19 protein-coding genes are annotated in these 18713 nt (G+C 46.8%); 7 read left to right on the top strand and 12 right to left on the bottom strand.

What is annotated here, in order from left to right:
• Nucleotides 1–108: 108 nt before the first annotated feature.
• The gene (locus AC58P7_RS15695) at nt 109–1242 is read right to left on the bottom strand and encodes an NADH:flavin oxidoreductase (protein WP_497344354.1); all 1134 of its coding nucleotides are present in this window, start codon (nt 1240–1242) and stop codon (nt 109–111) included.
• A 155-nt stretch (nt 1243–1397) separates the two neighbouring features.
• Between AC58P7_RS15695 and AC58P7_RS15690 the strand changes: the two genes are divergently transcribed.
• Nucleotides 1398–1736, top strand: a complete 339-nt coding sequence (locus AC58P7_RS15690; RefSeq protein ID WP_497344353.1) for an ArsR/SmtB family transcription factor — start codon at nt 1398–1400, stop codon at nt 1734–1736.
• Nucleotides 1737–1819: 83 nt separating this feature from the next.
• On the top strand, nt 1820–2236 hold the full coding sequence (locus AC58P7_RS15685) for a VOC family protein (RefSeq protein WP_497344351.1): 417 nt from the start codon (nt 1820–1822) through the stop codon (nt 2234–2236).
• Between the two features lie 448 nt (nt 2237–2684).
• On the opposite strand, the gene AC58P7_RS15680 is transcribed toward AC58P7_RS15685, so the two are convergent.
• The 9 genes from AC58P7_RS15680 to AC58P7_RS15640 form a co-directional block, all read right to left on the bottom strand.
• Nucleotides 2685–4310, bottom strand: a complete 1626-nt coding sequence (locus tag AC58P7_RS15680; protein WP_497344349.1) for a helix-turn-helix domain-containing protein — start codon at nt 4308–4310, stop codon at nt 2685–2687.
• Nucleotides 4311–4312: 2 nt separating this feature from the next.
• Nucleotides 4313–6103 carry a cache domain-containing sensor histidine kinase gene (locus AC58P7_RS15675; protein WP_497344347.1) on the bottom strand — a complete coding sequence of 597 codons (1791 nt, stop codon included), beginning with the start codon at nt 6101–6103 and terminating at the stop codon, nt 4313–4315.
• Between the two features lie 109 nt (nt 6104–6212).
• Nucleotides 6213–7559: an ABC transporter substrate-binding protein gene (locus AC58P7_RS15670; protein ID WP_497344345.1), complete on the bottom strand. Its 1347-nt coding sequence runs from the start codon at nt 7557–7559 to the stop codon at nt 6213–6215.
• A 148-nt stretch (nt 7560–7707) separates the two neighbouring features.
• Nucleotides 7708–8535, bottom strand: coding sequence for a carbohydrate ABC transporter permease (locus AC58P7_RS15665; RefSeq protein ID WP_497344344.1), 828 nt, complete (start codon nt 8533–8535; stop codon nt 7708–7710).
• Between the two features lie 20 nt (nt 8536–8555).
• Complete coding sequence (locus AC58P7_RS15660) at nt 8556–9500, bottom strand: carbohydrate ABC transporter permease (RefSeq protein ID WP_497344342.1); 945 nt, start codon at nt 9498–9500, stop codon at nt 8556–8558.
• Between the two features lie 177 nt (nt 9501–9677).
• Nucleotides 9678–11123: a DEAD/DEAH box helicase gene (locus AC58P7_RS15655; RefSeq protein ID WP_497344340.1), complete on the bottom strand. Its 1446-nt coding sequence runs from the start codon at nt 11121–11123 to the stop codon at nt 9678–9680.
• A gap of 142 nt (nt 11124–11265) precedes the next feature.
• A complete protein-coding gene (locus tag AC58P7_RS15650) occupies nt 11266–11736 on the bottom strand; it encodes a hypothetical protein (protein WP_497344338.1) in 471 nt (156 codons plus the stop codon).
• 46 nt (nt 11737–11782) lie between these two features.
• A complete protein-coding gene (locus AC58P7_RS15645; RefSeq protein ID WP_497344336.1) occupies nt 11783–12250 on the bottom strand; it encodes a GNAT family N-acetyltransferase in 468 nt (155 codons plus the stop codon).
• A gap of 44 nt (nt 12251–12294) precedes the next feature.
• Nucleotides 12295–12732 (bottom strand): GNAT family N-acetyltransferase, encoded by a 438-nt coding sequence (locus tag AC58P7_RS15640; RefSeq protein ID WP_497344334.1) that lies wholly within the window; start codon nt 12730–12732, stop codon nt 12295–12297.
• 171 nt (nt 12733–12903) lie between these two features.
• On the opposite strand from AC58P7_RS15640, the gene AC58P7_RS15635 reads away from it, so the two are divergent.
• From AC58P7_RS15635 to AC58P7_RS15625, 3 genes are all read left to right on the top strand, one after another.
• Nucleotides 12904–13776 carry an AraC family transcriptional regulator gene (locus AC58P7_RS15635; protein WP_497344332.1) on the top strand — a complete coding sequence of 291 codons (873 nt, stop codon included), beginning with the start codon at nt 12904–12906 and terminating at the stop codon, nt 13774–13776.
• A gap of 217 nt (nt 13777–13993) precedes the next feature.
• On the top strand, nt 13994–14578 hold the full coding sequence (locus AC58P7_RS15630; RefSeq protein ID WP_497344330.1) for a P-loop nucleotide/nucleoside kinase family protein: 585 nt from the start codon (nt 13994–13996) through the stop codon (nt 14576–14578).
• A 133-nt stretch (nt 14579–14711) separates the two neighbouring features.
• A complete protein-coding gene (locus AC58P7_RS15625) occupies nt 14712–15755 on the top strand; it encodes a LacI family DNA-binding transcriptional regulator (RefSeq protein ID WP_497344328.1) in 1044 nt (347 codons plus the stop codon).
• A 25-nt stretch (nt 15756–15780) separates the two neighbouring features.
• On the opposite strand, the gene AC58P7_RS15620 is transcribed toward AC58P7_RS15625, so the two are convergent.
• Complete coding sequence (locus AC58P7_RS15620) at nt 15781–15912, bottom strand: hypothetical protein (protein WP_497344326.1); 132 nt, start codon at nt 15910–15912, stop codon at nt 15781–15783.
• A 209-nt stretch (nt 15913–16121) separates the two neighbouring features.
• Between AC58P7_RS15620 and AC58P7_RS15615 the strand changes: the two genes are divergently transcribed.
• Both AC58P7_RS15615 and AC58P7_RS15610 read left to right on the top strand, forming a co-directional pair.
• Entirely contained in the window at nt 16122–16790 is a 669-nt protein-coding gene (locus AC58P7_RS15615; protein ID WP_497344324.1) for a putative endonuclease domain-containing protein, read from the top strand.
• 568 nt (nt 16791–17358) lie between these two features.
• The gene (locus tag AC58P7_RS15610) at nt 17359–18267 is read left to right on the top strand and encodes an ArsR/SmtB family transcription factor (RefSeq protein WP_497344322.1); all 909 of its coding nucleotides are present in this window, start codon (nt 17359–17361) and stop codon (nt 18265–18267) included.
• Here the strand turns inward: AC58P7_RS15610 and AC58P7_RS15605 are convergent.
• Complete coding sequence (locus AC58P7_RS15605) at nt 18239–18481, bottom strand: hypothetical protein (protein WP_497344320.1); 243 nt, start codon at nt 18479–18481, stop codon at nt 18239–18241. The genes AC58P7_RS15610 and AC58P7_RS15605 overlap by 29 nt on opposite strands.
• Nucleotides 18482–18713: the final 232 nt, after the last annotated feature.

Below are 18713 nucleotides of genomic sequence, written 5' to 3'. Positions count from 1 at the left end.
ACGAATTACTAAATAGACTAACTAGCGATTAAGACAGGAAAACCACAAAGCAAAAAGAGATGGCATTATGGCCATCTCTTTTTGCTTTGTGGAGAGATATAATTATAATCAGTATAGCCGTCTTAATGCATCAACGGAGAATGGAAGCAATTCAGTGAAACGTCCGTTGCGAACCTTCTCAGCCCACTCAGGGTCAACCAACAGCGCGCGTCCGATGGCGACGAGATCGAATTCGTTCTGCTCCAAACGAACAAGCAACTCGTTGATGTCAGTCGTACCCGAGCTTTTTCCTCTGAAGGAGCCCAAGAATTCATCATCGAGACCAACGGACCCTACGGTAATCGTAGGCTTGCCCGTTAGCTTCTTCACCCAGCCTGCAAAATTGAGGCTAGATCCTTCGAACTCGGGTTCCCAGAACCTGCGGGTTGAACAGTGGAAAATATCCACTCCTGCTTCTACGAGCGGCGCGAGCATTTGTCCGAGCAGCTCTGGCGTGGCGGCAAGTTTGGCCGTATATTCGCTCGATTTCCACTGCGACAATCGAATCATAATCGGAAAGTCAGGTCCAACTGCGCGGCGGCAAGCTTCAATGATTTCGACGGCAAACCGCGTGCGAGCCACCACATCACCACCGTATTTATCCGTGCGTTGGTTCGTTTTCTCCCACAGGAACTGGTCGATCAGGTAACCGTGGGCACCATGGAGCTCGATGCCGTCGAAGCCAATGCGTTTCGCATCGGCTGCCGCTTGGGCGTATGCTTGCACCACTCCATCGATTTCCGCCTGCGTCATCGGTTCATTCACCTGTTCGCCCGCTAAATTACGTCCTGATGGTCCAATCGAAGGTACTTCCGGATGCGGAAGCGAACCATCCTTGCGGGTCATTCCGATATGCCAGAGCTGTGGCATGATACGCCCTCCCGCTTCGTGTACCGCATCGGCGACACGTTTCCAGCCTGCGAGCGCTTCTTCTCCATGAAAGTTAGGGATTCGAGGATCGTCGGTAGCCGCCGGATGGTTGATCAGTGTACCCTCTGTAATGATAAGGCCAACACCATTCTCTGCACGACGACGGTAATAATCCACCACGTCAGCTCCAGGCACACCTCCCGGTGAAAAGCTTCGTGTCATCGGCGCCATCACGACTCTGTTAGCTAAATTGAGATTGCCTAGCGTAAAAGGTTTGAATAACACATCGACAGAATGGGAATTCGTCGCTTGATTCGTATTAGGATTCGTCATAGTTGTTCCTCCACTCCATTTTTTCTGTAGGGCTTGCTTATGACATGCGTTCCCGCACTTAATTCATTTATTTATTCGATTATTATCGAACGATAGAAATATAACATGCAGTATGGTAAAATGCAATCACTACGCTTTAACGAGGAGGAAGCATCTTGAAAATACTATATCACCCGGACAAAGCGGATATGCATCTCTCGTCCGTCCTCTATGCGTTAAGCGATCCCGTCCGATTATCCATCGTCTCGGAAATCCACAAATCTGGGGAATGCACCTGCGGCGGCGTAGACGTTACCGTTGTGAAATCGACCTTGTCTCACCATGTGCGTACGATGCGTGAAGCAGGCGTCGTACACGTCCGCGTGCATGGGACCCAGCGCTTCTTGTCATTACGAAAGGATGATCTAGAAGAAAGATTCCCAGGTCTGCTCATTTCCATTCTAAATGCTTACGAAAGAACAAACGAGCACCATCCCGACGTAACCGAAAAATAATTTGAACAAGCGTGATAGAAATTCAGGGGCTTGTGTGTCTATGTTTATGAAAGCATACACATTAAATGATGAGGTGATCGATGATGGCAGTGAATATGGACAAGATTTTTGTGAATTTACCGGTCAAAGATTTGAAGAAATCGATGGCGTTATTCAGCGCAATGGGCTTTGAATTCAACGCTCAATTTACCGATGAGAAAGCGGCTTGTCTTGTGATCGGCGAGCATATCTTTGCTATGCTGCTTGTTGAGGATTTTTTCAAAGCGTACACGAAAAAAGAAATTTCAGATGCATCCCGCAGCACAGAAGCGATTCTTGGGCTAGCTGCGGATAGCAGGCAACAAGTGGACGAGCTGGTCGATAAGGCGCTGGCAGCTGGCGGGAAAATTTCCACAGATCCGTATGATCACGGGTTTATGTATGGACGGAGCTTTGAAGATGTGGATGGGCATATTTGGGAAGTCTTCTATATGGATTCAAGCGCAGTCAATCAAGGGTAGGTGGCACCAGCTCTGCTGTCGTAAACAATAAACTCATGGAATTACCGTGGGTTTGACTGGATTCTTCGGCTTGATCTTCTACCGGGAAATGAGAATGGGGTAGTAACCGACTGCAAAAGAGAAACATGAAGCCACTCCACCGTTAGAGGGAACGAGGATGCACTATCTGCCGCTAACTGAGTTAAATGAACAGAGTGAGGGAACCTGAGTGCCTTATATGTCCGAAAACTGCCCCAATGCCTCAAAAATCGAACAAATAGGGCATCTACGTTCCTCTTCAGCATCAGTTCCTGCTTGAATGTGTTGAACAATAGTTGACAGGGCTGCTCGAGGATACACTTATACGTGGAAAAAGCACAAAAGCCTGCTCAAAGGCTTTTGTGCTTTTGTGCTTGCGGACCCAAGCATGCACTTTTGCATGCTTTTGCGGGCTTAATCCTCCTCACGACTACGAACTCCCCTTCGTCTGCCCCCGATACGCATTAGGCACGAAGCCCGTGTGCGCTTTGAACAGCTTGCCGAAGTAGTTCTTATTCTCGTAGCCGAGCATGTCAGAGATTTGTTCCACGCTTTTGTCGGTGATCTCCAGAAGCTCCTTCGCTTTCTCCATCTTCATCCGCGTCACGTACTCGATGAAGTTCTCGCCCGTTTCCCGCTTGAACAAGCGGCTCAAATAGCTGGGATGCAAATGCAGATGTGCCGCGGCATCTTCGAGTGATATTTTGGTATCGAGATGGTTGTACACGAACCGTTGACACTCCAGGATTTCGCGATTATGCGATTCCCTGTACACTTGCCCCGCCCACTGGATCGCCTGCTGCAGATAGTCTTTGAGCCACAGCTCCATTTCACGGATGGAGGACAACTTGTGCACATCATGGTGCAGCAGCTCCGAGGAAAACGTCGACTGGTAGTGCTGCAACGACTTCAGGCGCATCCGCACGTCGAGGATCATTTTGAGCAGCCAATCCTTGACCTCTAAGGGACGGAACCGGTTGTATTGGATGTAATCGACCCACTTCGAGACGAAGGAATCGATCGCATCCCCTCTCTCATCGAAAACAACGCTGCGGAATTCATCCAGCGCCTGCGCGTACTGAGCTAGCAGCTCTCCCCCGTCTCCGAATCCCTCCCGCAAATGATCCAGTTTGCTGATCGAGGATTCTGGTAAATAGAATCGCAACGCCCTAGCCTCGACCATGCGGATCAATTGATCCTTCAAGGCACGGACATCCTTCACTGGAGTTCCTGTGATGAACGAAAATGAGATTTTCGCGTACTTCTGCAGGCAGGTCTGGAGCTGCCGAAGTGTCTGCTCCATTTTCTGACTATTGTTCACATGCAGCTCAGAGAAGTGCGGAAATAACAGGACAATTTCTCCCGTATCATAGGTAAATAAGGTTACTTCCTTTTGATCCACGAGCAGCTCTTCCACGATATTCTGAATCGTATATTCGAACAAATCGGTCGATTGAAACCGGCTATTCGCCTCTTTCACCCGATTGGCATAGCCGAATACGGGCAGTACGGCGTGCTTGTTCAGCTGAATGCCGAAGTCTCCCGCTTTGGCACTCCATTCAGCAGCATCAAATAACGGCTCATTTACCGTACTTCGGATAAATTGGCGCTTTGATGCTCCCCGTTGTTGGGAGACCTCTTTCTCCAGCTTACGGCTCTTCAACTGCTGCCGATCCTCCGCATCCAACTGTTCCTTGAGCCGAGTCAGTACCTCGGTAATATTGCTGACATTCATCGTTTCCTTCAAAATGTATTCACTAACCGAAAGCTTAACTGCCGCCTGCGCGTAGTGGAATTCATCGTGACATGAGAGAATGACGGCCTTCACGTTTGGGTCTTCCTCGCGGAGAGACTTGATCAGCTCGAGTCCGTTGATTTCCGGCATCCCAATATCGCTGATCAGCACATCGATTTTGGCTTGCTTGCCCGCTTTCAACGCATCCAACGGATTGGCATATACGCCAATCAGCTGATAGCCCAGCTCTTCCCATTTCATTGTGGTTTTCAGAAATTCAAGTACAGGAATGTCATCATCTACAATCATGACGGTATACATGGTCACACCTCCTTCTCGGGTTGCTGTGGAAAGCGCAGGCTGATCTGAGTTCCATGCCCCAGTCTGCTTTCAATGTCATAATCGAAGCGATGTCCATAGATCATGCGAAGTCGTTCAAATACATTATGTAAACCAATCCCTGATAGGGAAGGACTACTTGCCTCTTCCTCCACAGCCATCGTTGGTGCTTCCTCTAAGTGATCGCGAAGCTCCAATAAGCGCTCTGGCGTCATGCCAACACCGGAATCTTTAATCACGATCTTCAGTCTGCCATCCTCTGCAATACGGGAGGCAATCGTTATTTCACCTGCTTTACTTTTAAGGCCATGAATATACGCATTCTCGATGAGCGGCTGCAAAAGGAAGCGTGGTATTTGGATCAGAAGGGTGTCAGACGCCGCGGATACCCGCAGGACAACTTGATCGCCATGCCGTGAATTTAAGAGTCGCACATAGTTTTCGTTGATACCAATCTCTTCATGTAAGGTGATGTAGGCGTTGTTGCGATTGATGGTCATACGTAGAAGAGCGGATAAGGAGCTGAGCAGCTCCGCATTCTCCTCGTCGCCTTTCATCATGATTTTCAACCGAATGGAGTTCAATACGTTAAAAAGAAAATGCGGATTAATCTGTGCTTGCAGCATTGCCAGCTCCGCTTTGCGCTTAAGCTCTTGCTCTCGCTTATTCTCGAAGAGCGTCAGCTCGATACGATCAATCATGCGGTCAAACACATAACCAAGGCGACCAACTTCATCCCCGCCACTAATATTCGAACGTTCACTCAATTGGCCGGATTCGATACGGACAACGGTTTGAACAAGTTTCGCGATAGGCTTTGTAAGTGTGCCTACCACATAGAGGAGCACAAGCGCGAACAAAATCAGAAACAGCAGCTGAATCCCAAAATCAGTCTTTCGAAACGACTCGATTTGCTGTGCGGCCGCCTTGTATGGCGTCATATTCACGAGCTTCCATTCTGGCGTAATTTGATCACTTTGCATAATATATTCTTCCCCTGCGACCTTCACAAAAGAGGATCCCTCCTCAGAAGGAAGCTGGTCAAAATAAGTAAATGGCTTTCCGATCTGACTAGAATCCTTATCCACCAAGATTCGGCCGTTTTCATCAATAATAACCATCGATTCATTATCCTGATATTGTGCAAATAAATCTTGAAGAACATTGGGCTCAAGTCCAACAATCACATAGCCATACGTTGAGCCATTTAATCGGAGAGGCTTCGCTGCTGCTAACAAATAGGGTTGATTCGACTCCTGACTGTAATTGGGCTCAGCGCCAATCCATTTCACATTGTACCCCGTTACTTGGTTAACATCCTTCATCCATTCTTTCTTCAAGAACGATTTCGGATCGAAATTAATCGTTGTGTATGTGGCATAATACTGCCCATTCGGGAGGAGCAAGGTCAAATTTAAATTCCCAATTGGATTCATCACGGTTGTGATCCGCTTGTTGATCGTTTTCTGATTTAAAAAGATGTCCCCAATGGGTGTGTTTGCATCCGCATGACTTAAATTCAGGATAGGCTCCTGTAGATCCTCATCAAATTGAATGAAATTCATCATATATACCATGTTCTTCATTTGCCCCGTAACAATCTGATTCGCAATGCGCATCGACTGCCGCGAGCTGTCTGCTACCTGCGAGCGCACTGCATCCCTTGTGAACAGATTCGACACATTCATCGAAACGATGGAAGGCAGAACTAGACAAATCAGAATCGTTAGCACTAATTTATTACGAAGAGATACTGTACGAAACCATTGCAGCACTAACGTTTCCCGCCTTTTCCAATAAAATGGGAAAAAAGAGGGGCCCATGGCCTCCTCTTGCTTCCTATACACATTATTCCAGTAAAGCTAGACGAATCGATGTTACCGATTACTTCGCATTACTTTTTCTGATTTCTTCAATTTTGGCTTTCGCCGATGAAATTGTTTTCTCCAGATCTTGCTTACCTGTTAAAAACAACTCAACTTGCGTAGTGTATTCTTTCTCTTGTTGCAAAGCATACGTTGGAGGAACAACCAATTTCGTTGATTTGTTTACTTTCAATGTGGACAACAAGGATGCTTTATCGATTTTAGCTACTGTTTCTGGTTTGCCGCTTTTTAGAATAGCATCTACGTTTGCATTAATATCAGCTTTCTTCCAACCTGAGAAGAATAGACCTTGCGTTTGAATACCTTCTGTTGTGTACCATTTCACGAAGTCATAAGCGGCTTGTTTGTTTTTGGAGTTCGCCGCTACACCCATGAAGTCAGCGCCAACTTCCGTTAGACCGTTTGTATCTTTCGCATCATATTTCGGATATGGAGCGAATACCGTGTTGAACTTCGCGTTTTGTGCAAGTTCGCCAACCATCCAGTTACCTGTTGCTAGCATTGCTGTTTTACCCGCGTAGAAGACGTCACGGTAAGCCATTTTTTGTGAAACAACTTCGAAGTATGGCACGGATGTTTTATCAATGTTTTCCATTTGGTTACGTAGGTTCAAGGAGAAACGAACCTGTGGGTTATCAATGTTTTCTGTCCCATCGGATTTAACCAGGTACGGGTTGTCCATATTGTTGTTCAAAGCAAGTAGTGCGTAGTCTTTCCAGTTATGGAAGTAGGAACCGTATTGTTTCGCAGCGCCTTCACCGGAAGTCAATTTCTTCGCGTATTCCGCGTAGTCATTCCAAGTCCATTCTGTTGGAACAGGAAGCTTAGCTGCGTCCAATTTGTCTTTGTTCAACAGGACAAACCATTCAATCATTTTACCAGGAAGCGCATAGTATTTCCCATTAACAATAGGATCAAGTTTATATTCATCTTTTACGACAATGTTATCTTTTTTCAAGTACTCATCAAGAGGCTCTAGAATGCCTGCGCCAACACGTTGTGCAAAATCAGATGCACTGGAGTACATGACAACGTCCATTTGCTCGCCGGAAGCAGCTAGTAGATCTAGTTTTTTCATACCTTCTTGGGAATCGCCCTTCTCGGACATGCTCTCATATACGACTTTTACGTTCGGGTGAGTCTTGTTGTAAGCTTCAACCGTCGCGTTCCAGTTCCCTTGCGCTTCTGTGTACCAAGCTTGTACTTTAATCGTAACAGGCGCTTTTGTTGATGCAGTTGCTGCACTACCAGTTTCAGCTGGTTTATCTTCACTTTTACTGCCACAACCTGCAAGCGCAGTACTGATTGCTAGAACACCGCTGAATACGAGTAAACTCTTTTTCATATGAACCCCTCCAAGAAGATATTTTTATAAATGCTTCGAACACTGAAAACCTTTACATGACGAATCGTAACAAACTTAGTTGGCGCACACGAGGCAATATTTTAACCTCATGTACTCTTATTTTGACATCTTGCTTGCGAACCAGAGATTAACCTTTAACGCCACCCATGGAAATACCTTCGATAACTTGCTTCTGACCAATGATGAAAATGATAAGCAAAGGTAAGATGGCAGAAACGGAAGCCGCCATGATCAGGGAGTAGAACTCGCCATTTAAATCGGCAAAAGAGTGAATCCCCAGCGGAAGCGTAAATAAGGTTTTCGTTCTTAAGAAAATCAACGGATTCTGGTAATCGTTCCATGTCCAGATGAAGCGCAGGATCGCATAGGTTGCAATCGCAGGACGCACAAGCGGCGTACAAATGGTCCAGAAAATGCGGGCATGACCTGCCCCATCAATCCTTGCAGATTCCATGTACTCATCATGGATACCTAGATAGAACTGACGCAGCATGAAGGTTCCGAGTACGCTGAAGGACCCAAGAAGGATAAGTCCCAAATGACTATCGTACAAGCCCATCCAGCGGAGTAAAAGAAATTGAGGCACGAGAATCGCCTGACTTGGAATCATATAAATAACGAGAACGAGAATGAAGAGCACATTCGAACCGCGGAACTTAATTTTGGAAAAGGCGTAAGCAGCCATTGATGAAAACAGAACGGACAAGACCGTGGTAATGACCGACACCTTGATTGAATTCCAGTAGTATAACGGAAATTTCGTCGTCCATACGGCTTTATAGTTTTCAATCAGGTTCCAATGCTTTGGAATCCACTGAATAGGGAAGATGAAGACGTCTGCTTCGGGCTTCATTGAAGCGGATATCATCCAAAGGAATGGCGTCATGAACAGGATGCCGAAGAGAGCCATCACGATCGTTAAAATCATCTTTTTGAAACGTTTATTCTTATCCATGTGTTAACCTCCATTCTTGTTTAATAGTTGACCCATTTACGTTGGCCAAACCATTGAATTAACGTAATCAAGAGAACGAGAATCAGAAGCACAATCGCCATGGCAGAAGCATAGCCGGATTGCAGATTAATGAAGGCCGTTTCGTATAAGCGGTACACAACTACGCTCGTCGAGTTGGCAGGACCACCATTCGTAAGTACGGAAATGACATCGAATACTTTGAACGTTCCGATAATGCCGGATACGAGCAAGAAAAACGTCGTTGGTGACAATAAAGGCACGGTAATGCTGTAAAATTGCTTCCATTTCGATGCACCGTCAATATCCGCTGCTTCATACAGATCTTTCGGAATGGATTGAAGCCCCGCCATAAAAATAATCATGTTGTATCCGATGTTGATCCAAACCATGAGGCCCATCACACAGTACAACGCATAATCAGGATCAGCTAGCCATTTCGGCGGATTCACGAAGCCCCAGTCCATTAACGTCTGGTTAATTGGACCGTAGGTTGGATGGAAAAGCACTTGGAACACGATTGCCACCGCGACCACACTGGAGATGTAAGGAATGAAGTAAATAACTTTGAAAAATCCTTTGAAATACACTTGCTTATCGATCAGAACCGCTAATACAAGCGAAATAATAAGCGTTAAGGGAACAACAATCATTAGAATCATGTTGTTTTTGAGTGAAAGGAGGAATACGCTATCATGAATCAGCTTTGTAAAGTTGTCCAACCCGAGAAATTCCACCTTCGAGAACCCAGCAACAAAGTTCCAATTCGTGAAACTTAAGAAGAATGACGCAATAATTGGAAATAACGTAAATACAACTAAGCCGAGTACCATGGGACTGACAAAAGCATATCCGGCCAAATTCTCTCGAATTTGCTGCTTCGACCGCTTCGTCTTCACTTTGGTTGTTGGCATACTACTTGCTTGTGATTGTATATGGTTAGCCATGAAATTCACCCCATGTCGTGTTTTCTATAGTCTACCTTGTGAGCGATTCACGGATAAGTCACAGAATTGACCCTTTCGAGTAATATTTTAACCTGCGGGGTGGATTCCTATTTGAAAAAGGGATGAGGCACGGCAAAAAACCAGAACGCCTTAATGGCATTCTGGTTCCACTCTGTACTACTTATTCGCTTCATGCACCTTCAATAGTTTCCCCTTGATGGTCGTGTTCTTCATGATTTTGAGCACCATCGGCCCTTTGCCATTCAAAATGTCGACGTACGACACATTATCCTGAATCGTGATGATGCCGATATCCTCTGCGGTAACCCCTTCAATTTTGGCGAGGGTGCCGACGAAGTCGACAGCGCGAATCTTTTTCTTTTTGCCACCGTTAAAATAGATCTTCATGATGCCCTTGTTCAATTGGTCACTGCGATCGCGCTTGATGACAGGTGTAGCCTGCATCTTCTGATCGAAGGCAGCTTGCTTCGCGGCAACTTCCTCCGAATCGGGAGCATCCTTCCTCGGAATCTCGAAACCGAGATAACCCTCGATATCAGCGAGGAACTTGTCCTCATTCGGCGTTACGAACGTAATCGCCTTTCCCGTCTTGCCAGCTCGGCCTGTTCGACCGATCCGGTGAACATAGCTCTCTTTCTCCATCGGGAGATCGTAATTGATGACATGTGTGATGTCTTCCACATCGATCCCTCGCGCCGCGACGTCCGTGGCCACGAGGAAACGGAACTCTCCGCGCTTGAACGCATTCATGACGAGGAAGCGATCGTCTTGCACCATGCCGCCATGGATTTTATCGCACGGAAAATCCAGTTGATCTAGCTGGCGGAAAAGGTGATCGACATGCTCCTGTGTCCGGCAGAAAATAATGCAGTTATCTGGGTTTTCTATAACGAGAACATTCTGCAGCAATGGCCACTTATCGTTCTCTCGAACGGTGATGAGGGAATGCTCGATTTGAACCTTCGCGGCTTCTGGCGTCTCAATCTCGATATCGATGGGATTGCGCAGGTACTGATGGCACAACTGCTCCACATCTTTGGGTAGCGTAGCCGAGAAGAGCATCGTCATCCGATCCGTCGGCAGCTCATCAATGATCGCTCCCACCTGCTCGATGAAGCCCATCCGCAGCATTTCGTCTGCCTCATCAATGACCAGGTATTTCAGCCGCTCTACGTCCAGCGTCCCTTTTTGAATATGATCCAGCACACGCCCCGGTGTACCGACAACCACATGGCATTTCTGGTGCAGCTCCAGCTTCTGCTTGGCAAAAGGCTGCTTCCCGTACAAAGCTACCGCCTTAATCCGCTTAAAGCGCCCGATATTGGTCATATCTTGCTTCACTTGATCGGCAAGCTCCCGTGTTGGCGTCAGGATGAGCGCCTGCGGCCTATTCTCTTCCCACTCCACCATCTCGCAGATGGGTATACCGAACGCCGCCGTCTTCCCGCTCCCTGTACGCGATTTGACAGTAAGATCCCGCTCCTGCAGCGCGATCGGTATCACCTTATGCTGCACATCCGTCGGCTGCGTATAGCCTAGTGTGGTTAAAGCACGAGTGATATCCTCGCTTAATTGATAATCGTTAAAGCTTCTTGTCGTCACGATTTTACTCCCCTTCTTGTTGCTGTGGCTCTATTCTACTACATCTGGAGAAGGAAAAGAAAAAAGCGTCGTATCCTATTAAACCGTCGCCACACGACTCCCTTCAAATTCATGAGTGAAATACCCAACATTAAATCACCTGTCAGCTACGTGTTGTATATTTGACATAGCGTAGTAAACATACCGTCCAAATGGCCAAGCAAACCCCCATGACAAACGTATAGCCGTTGAAAAATAGGGTATTCGTATATTGATTCAAGGCACCGTACCGATAAATGATCGAACTTGGATTCTTCGTATCCCCGCCAATACTCACGATCTGTTCCTGATAAAATTGAACCTGCCCATTTAGCGCAAAAACGAACATCACGCCGAGAATGACCGAGACTATTACCAGATTCCTTTTCGTAATCAGATGTGTTGGAACCATTCGATAAAGCGAGATACTGCCTAGAACAAGAAACCAGATATAAAAGGGGATTAGTAGCACATCAAAAAAGAGTCCCAAATTACCATTCCCCGAAGTTCCTTGGTGGGCGTGCGGCTTAAACGTAAAAAGATGGATGCACACAAGCAGTAGCATATTTATAAGGAATAGAATACTTAATGTCATTAACCTAGCCCTAAATACCATCCCTCATCTCCTCCTTCACGCGCCGCTACAACCACTTTCGCATCACATACCAACTATCTATCCGCTCCGGATAAAATTTGTGCTCGATGACCTCGTAGTTCATTCGCTGGTACATGGTTATGTTCTCCGGAATAGATAGCCGCACCTCGACTCTTGTTTCCTTAATGCCCTGATCTCGCGCTTTGTTTTCTACGAATTGTAAAAGGGCTTTGCAAATGCCTTTTCCCCGAAACTCGGGAAGCACAGACACCCTGCCAATATACATATAATCAGCAACGGGCTTATACCTTGCTGACCCCACCACCCTAGCGCCTTCGCATGCGAGTGCCGCTCCGCCGCCGATTTTGAACACATTGATCGTGTGTTCCACCGTTTCGGAAAGCGCACCTGAAGGTGGATTGAGCTTGCCATCGTATTCAATGAAAGATGCTAACATGACTTGGTAAATGAGATCGGATTCGTCGATGGTTGCTTCTCTGATTGGTAGAGTCATAGGTGATCTGACCTGCTTTCTATCTATATTAAAATCAGATATTTCTACGTCGTACTTTTCATATTTCGTATATAATCAGGTACTCTCCGCATAAACCGTTCCGTATCCGATTCAAAATCATACTGCTTATACAACTCATGCGCATCCTTTGTGCCGAGCAATCCCATGAGATCTTTATATTCATCGGAGGTGGTCAAGCTTTCAACCAGTTTCTTTCCGATCCCCATTCCCCTGTAATCTTCATCGATAAATACATCGCATAAATAATACATAGTCGCGTGGTCCGTAATGATTCTAGCGTAGCCAACTTGTTTGCGCCCCTCATACACGCCATAGCATACGGAGTTCTCCATCGAGCGCAACGTCCTCTCCTCCGGTCGTTTATTTGCCCAATAGCTTCGTGAGAGGAAGCCTTTGATTACATCTACATCTAGTCTTTCTTTATTATCACTGATGACAAATTGATTCCATGTAATCTCCATCGTATCTACTCCTCTATTTAATAAGGTTAATTAATTTCTATATAGAATAAATTCCATGGACTACCAGTATTCCCTTTTCGTCCCCCTCGAAAAGTCCTACATACTTGTGCACGAAATGTCGGGCGTCAGCTTTCCATGCCTGCTATTCTATGGTTATAGGAGGTCAGAACGATGGATTTGCTTAAAAACATGAACGGTGCAATGAAGTATATTGAAGAAAACCTGACGAACACGATAGATGCCAAAGAAGTAGCGCGGCTGGCCTTATGCTCTGAATATCATTTCAAAAGAATGTTTTCCTTCCTTGCAGGCATTCCACTATCGGAGTATATCCGCCGCAGGCGTCTTACGCTTGCCGCTTTTGAGCTTAGAGATAGCAGCATTAAGGTCATTGATATGGCGATCAAATATGGGTACAACTCACCCGATTCGTTCGCGCGATCTTTTCAAAATTTACATGGGGTTACACCCTCAGAGGCCAGGAATAATGGGCAATCATTGAAAGCCTATCCGCCTATGACCTTCCAAATCACCATCCAAGGGGGAAATGAAATGAATTATCGTATTGAGGAAAAAGAGGCGTTTGGAATTGTCGGTATTCAGAAAAGAGTTCCGATTATCTTTAACGGCGTTAACCCAGAAATTGCCGCAATGTGGCAAAGTTTGAATATGGACATCATCACTACCCTTAAGCAGCTTTCAAATGTCGAGCCACTTGGACTGATTAGCGCATCTACAAACTTCTCCGAAGGCCGAATGGAGGAAAAAGGGGAGCTCGATCACTATATCGGCGTCGCCACGACGAACCCGTGTCCAGAAAACCTAACACAGCTTGACGTGCCTGCCTCAACGTGGGCGGTTTTCGATGCGATCGGACCTTTCCCTGAAACGCTGCAAAATGTCTGGGGACGCATCTACTCGGAGTGGTTCCCCTCCTCTAACTATGAGCAAATAGCGGGTCCGGAAATGCTGTGGAATGCGGATAAGGATACTACTTCGCCTACGTTTCGAAGTGAAATATGGATACCGGTGATAAGAAAGTAAGATCACACCTTGCAGACAAGAAAACCATCAGCTTGCGCCAAATTGCCGCGCATACTGATGGTTTTTTTCAACTCCTTCGCAGGAAGCGCACTGCATGACTGACCAGCGCCGGAAGCATGGAAACATACCCTTCCCCTTGGATCATGCGAACCTCTTGACTTCCGTATGTTACAATTAATGAAACCATTCTTTAACCGCATTTTCTCGGAGGTTACCTATGCGCAAATTAATCTTTTTCATCGGTCCTGCAGGAGCAGGCAAAACAACACTGGCGAAGGCCTGGGTGCGCCGACGTGGCGGGGCCTTCTTGGATATGGATACCTTGCTGCGCCCCGCTGCAGAAGCGATCATGACCCTTGCCGGGCAAGATCCGAATGATCGGGATTCGCCATTTTACAAAGCACACTGCCGTGATTTGGGGTATCGCATTACACTGGATGCTGCGCTCGAACAGCTCGCAGTTGATCAGGATGCCATCGTGATCGGGCCTTTTACCAAGGAACAGGGGGACCCGCTGTGGCTGGAAGGGGAGCTTGCTCGGATCGGTGCTACGGTGCATGACGTGAGTGTCAGAGTGATTTATGTTTATTTACCAAGTGAGGAAGCTTATCAAGAGCGTATTCGTATGAGAGGATCCGCTTTGGATGTCTGGAAATTGGAGAATTGGGAGCAATTCCATTCTTCGCTGCAGCGCAGAGAGGTTACTTGGCGGATGGAACCCTCATCTCTCCTGTATTGGAATAATTCGGAGTCTTTGACGGATGAGCGAGAAGATGAGCTAGCGAAGTTTATTCTGTCTTGATCTGGATTACCAACAGATTTACACGAGTGTAAACGTAAATTGACTTTACTTTATTTTAACTTTACAAAAATAACTTGTAACTATACAATTTCAACTATGATTCTACTTTCACAAGGCACAAGGAGCGTCCCCCATGAACACCAAAACGTCCATGCAAGATATCGCCGACCACTTAGGCATTTCCAAAAATGCCGTTTCCCTCGCTCTGAGCCACAAAGCGGGCGTCAGCGAGGAGCTGCGTGCGCGTGTTTTTGAAGCTGCGAATCGGCTGAATTACCGTACCGAAACGAAATCCAATAAAAAGAAGCGCAGCAACCTTCTCGTTTTACTACCTGAGTATATAAGGAATGATACGATATTCTATTATGAAGTGTTCTGGTCCATTGAAAAACGTGCCAAAGAGAACGGATATACCGCTATTATGTGCAGTGTCACGCAAGAGATGGAAGAGCAATTAACGCTGCCTGAGCTGTACAACGAAATTATTTTTCAAGGCGTCCTGCTCGTCGGCGTCCTCTCTCTCAACTATGTGCGCAAAATTTATGACCTGGAGATCCCGCTTGTCACCGTTGATCACTACTACGACAACCTGCAGCTTGATGCCGTTGTAACCGCGAACGTAGAAGAAGCCTTCAAAATCGTCTCGCATCTGATCGATCAAGGACACCGGCAGATCGGCTTCATCGGAGCGATTGAGATGACGAAAAGCTTCAAGGAGCGCTGGACCGGATACCAGAATGCCATGTCGGACGCAGGCTTAACCATTGATCCAAGTCACTGTATCATTAGTGCCTCACCCTTAGATATGCTGAACTCCAACCCAGCGGAGCTTTCCGCTCATCTGGATGCCATGACCTCCATGCCGACGGCGTGGTTTTGCGCCAATGATCGGATCGCGATTGCTTTTGTCCAAATCCTCATCGCCAAAGGGTATCGCGTACCTGAGGATGTATCGATCGTCGGGTTCGATGATATTGAGGCGGCTCAGATGATACTCCCGCGATTGACCACGATTCAAGTGCAGCGTGAGCAGCTCGGCTATGAAGCGGTTGATTTCCTGATTCGTAAAATTGACTATGGCGGCAGTCCCGCGAAAATCGCGATCTACGGTCAGCTCGTGGAGCGAGATTCCTGTCGGTCGCTGAACAATGAAAAACATCCTGTTCGGGGCGATTGAAGCCTCTGGCAGGATGTTTTCTTATTTATTTTCGCGTAGCGTGCGTGCGGAATGTTCCCGCTGGTAAACCATCACCATTGACGGAATTGGCCTCTGTGTAATTGGCCCAAGCATATCGCGCCTTAGTTGGCTTAGCGATATCTGGGTGCCACACCACGACGGTGTTTCCGACGATGCTCGCTTCGGCTGTCAGGTAGGGCCCGTTCCCCAGTTGAAAGCCGTTGCTCCTATGAATTACTTATATTTAGAATAATAATAGCTCATAGCTCAGCCATCATGTTACACTATTTTTAGACGAAGAACGTCCTTTTGCCAATTTGGCTGAGGGGCGTTTTTTTGTTTATAAAAGGAGGCGAACAGCGCAATATGTCATTTGTACTAGCTCATAAAGCTTTTATCGAAGATCACCTAGCTCGTCGTGCTGGAGAACGAAAAGGGCGCATACTTCGTGGGCACAACCATGCTGAAAAGCTGTTCCTGCAGCAGGTATGGTGGCCCTTATTCGAAAGCTTGGACAACCTGCATCCTGAGTATGAGATCTACGATTGGAATCGAAAGTCCCAATTTCTCGACTTCGCTTACCTTACGCCCTCAACGCGTTTCGGGATTGAATGCGACGGATTTCAGAGTCACATCAAAGACATGGATCGCGAAAAGTTTAGCTATGCGCTGAATCGCGACACCTTTCTTACAGGGATGGGCTGGCGGATGATTCATTTCTCTTTCGACGATATCCAGAACCGTCCCGAAGTGTGCCGTATGCTGCTCCAGTTGGTGATCGGCCCCCATCTCATTCGGCAAACATCAGGAGCGACATTGACTCCAGAAGAAAAAGAAGTACTTCGGCTTGCCATCAATCTCAGCAGACCCATCCGGCCGAAGGATATCATTATCTGTTATGAGGTTAACTTTCGCACAGCCCGTAAGTGGCTTAGCAGCCTTGTTGCGAAAGGAGTCCTCCACAAGCAATCAGGCGGTGGAGCTTATGCTCGGCATTATGTGCTGAGTGATGGGGCTTGGCAGCGGTTGTTGTGAGGAGGGGTGGACGAGAGGCCACCCTCCTCACCCGTCTGATTATCTGCTGTTCCTAGTTCCCGTGCGCGCAAGTTGTACTTTGTACAACATTATTGATGGAAAACAGCTCATTTGGGTCCCTATGTTGCATTTTGTGCAACATTATTGGCTGATTTGGTCTACTTTCGGGCAATACGCCTACTAATGTTGTACAGAATACAACATCATGGGCGATTTAGCCCTGAAAGCCCGAATAATGTTGTATGGAATACAACATCTCAGGGGGTTAGCTACTTTCCACTCACTCCTAGCGCAACAATTGCATCTTTCCGCCCCAGTTAATCTCACTTGTTTCAAACTAGCTATCTTAGCCTCCCTGCACTCTCCAAGTTCTTGGCGTGGATGCGCAGCGTGGGATGCCTTCTAGCTCTACTCTCATACGCAAGTTGTCTTTGCGAATTTGGGAAAATACTGGGTTGAGCACATGAATTTATTACAGTTTATAATCAAAATCACACAAACAAGTTGTTTAAATAACCTACAGGTTATACAATAAGGAAAACTATGCCTGTAAAGTCGAGGTTCCCCTATGCAAATTGAGGTTTCATCCAAAAATATGCCCTTCCTGGAATGCTTCTCCTCGGAGACTCGCGTGAAGATGATTGAACTATTAGGCGAAGCGCCGTTAAATATTAAACAGCTGTCCCAGCGGCTGGAGATTTCATCGGCGATCGTGACGAAGCATATTCAGAAGCTCGAGCAGGCTGGCATTGTCCGTTCGGAGAACGTGACTGGTGTGCGCGGCACGCAAAAGATCTGCTACCTGCAGCTTGAGCAAGCCACACTTCAGTTTAAGTCGAAGAAGCCTTATGAGCATCCAACAACGACGATTGCAATCCCTATTGGCCAATACTCGGCCTTCGACGTGAACCCGACGTGCGGTTTGGCCTCCTCGACGCAGCTGATTGGGGTGCTGGATGATCCGCGGTATTTTGCGGATCCGCTGCATGTACAAGCTGGCATTCTCTGGTTCGGCAGCGGCTATGTTGAGTACCGCATCCCGAATTTCTTTCATAGCAACCAGAAGCTTCGCTCGCTGGAAATTTCGTTTGAGATTTGCTCGGAGGCGCCTGGCTTTAACGAAAATTGGCCTTCGGATATTTCTTTTTCGATCAATGATAAGCCACTCGGACAGTGGACATGCCCTGGTGATTTCGGCAAGCACAGAGGCGTGCTCTCCCCCGATTGGTGGGGGAATGGCAACACGCAGCATGGTCTGCTGAAAATTATTACGGTGAATCCGCAAGGCTCTTTTCTGGATGGCACACAAATCTCAGCGACCACGATTCACGACCTGAACATCTTATTCTCGCAAGATATACATTTCCGAATTGCCTCCTTAGAAACGGCCGCGAATTGTGGTGGCGTTACGCTTTTCGGGAAAAACTTCGGCAACTATGCGCAAGATATCATCGTGACGATGCAGGAGGATAAGTAGCTCCTTCTGCGTCTAGCAGCGTCCATCTATTCCCCAATCCGCCAGCCCCTGTGAAGCGAAGCGCCTCGAGGTAGACGAACTCCTTTTGCGTGGAGAAGAAATAATCATTCGCAATTGCCATTGTAAGTGGTTCAATGTGATTGTTTGCATGCGTAACCAAACTATATTGGATTGGAAAATGACGTTCAAAAGAAAGTAGATTGACAAAATCCATTTGTCAAGTAATTCAACCTGTGCAGGTCCAATACTATGTAATTAGGATAAACAGATGTTGTTGACAGAAAGCTTGACGAAGAAGCGAAACATGACGAATGCGAGGGTTGGGAGGGTGTGGAGAGGGGAGAAAGAAGGCTTTCAGAAGGAGGAATTGGCTGGTACAACAAAATGACCCTTTTTCCACACCAAAAAGAGGGAGGAAGAAGAGTCGGGTTTGAAATGTGACAGAG

Source organism: Paenibacillus sp. J22FR5, from assembly GCF_059691975.1.
This window is presented reverse-complemented; position numbering and strand designations above follow the sequence as displayed.

Bases quoted from the DNA above. Each gene is read 5' to 3' on its own strand.
- AC58P7_RS15695 (WP_497344354.1), bottom strand. From the start codon at position 1,242: ATGACGAATCCTAATACGAATCAAGCGACGAATTCCCATTCTGTCGAT.
- AC58P7_RS15685 (WP_497344351.1), top strand. From the start codon at position 1,820: ATGGCAGTGAATATGGACAAGATTTTTGTGAATTTACCGGTCAAAGAT.
- AC58P7_RS15680 (WP_497344349.1), bottom strand. From the start codon at position 4,310: ATGTATACCGTCATGATTGTAGATGATGACATTCCTGTACTTGAATTT.
- AC58P7_RS15670 (WP_497344345.1), bottom strand. From the start codon at position 7,559: ATGAAAAAGAGTTTACTCGTATTCAGCGGTGTTCTAGCAATCAGTACT.
- AC58P7_RS15665 (WP_497344344.1), bottom strand. From the start codon at position 8,535: ATGGATAAGAATAAACGTTTCAAAAAGATGATTTTAACGATCGTGATG.
- AC58P7_RS15660 (WP_497344342.1), bottom strand. From the start codon at position 9,500: ATGGCTAACCATATACAATCACAAGCAAGTAGTATGCCAACAACCAAA.
- AC58P7_RS15650 (WP_497344338.1), bottom strand. From the start codon at position 11,736: ATGACATTAAGTATTCTATTCCTTATAAATATGCTACTGCTTGTGTGC.
- AC58P7_RS15645 (WP_497344336.1), bottom strand. From the start codon at position 12,250: ATGACTCTACCAATCAGAGAAGCAACCATCGACGAATCCGATCTCATT.
- AC58P7_RS15640 (WP_497344334.1), bottom strand. From the start codon at position 12,732: ATGGAGATTACATGGAATCAATTTGTCATCAGTGATAATAAAGAAAGA.
- AC58P7_RS15635 (WP_497344332.1), top strand. From the start codon at position 12,904: ATGGATTTGCTTAAAAACATGAACGGTGCAATGAAGTATATTGAAGAA.
- AC58P7_RS15630 (WP_497344330.1), top strand. From the start codon at position 13,994: ATGCGCAAATTAATCTTTTTCATCGGTCCTGCAGGAGCAGGCAAAACA.
- AC58P7_RS15625 (WP_497344328.1), top strand. From the start codon at position 14,712: ATGAACACCAAAACGTCCATGCAAGATATCGCCGACCACTTAGGCATT.
- AC58P7_RS15615 (WP_497344324.1), top strand. From the start codon at position 16,122: ATGTCATTTGTACTAGCTCATAAAGCTTTTATCGAAGATCACCTAGCT.
- AC58P7_RS15610 (WP_497344322.1), top strand. From the start codon at position 17,359: ATGCAAATTGAGGTTTCATCCAAAAATATGCCCTTCCTGGAATGCTTC.
- AC58P7_RS15605 (WP_497344320.1), bottom strand. From the start codon at position 18,481: ATGGATTTTGTCAATCTACTTTCTTTTGAACGTCATTTTCCAATCCAA.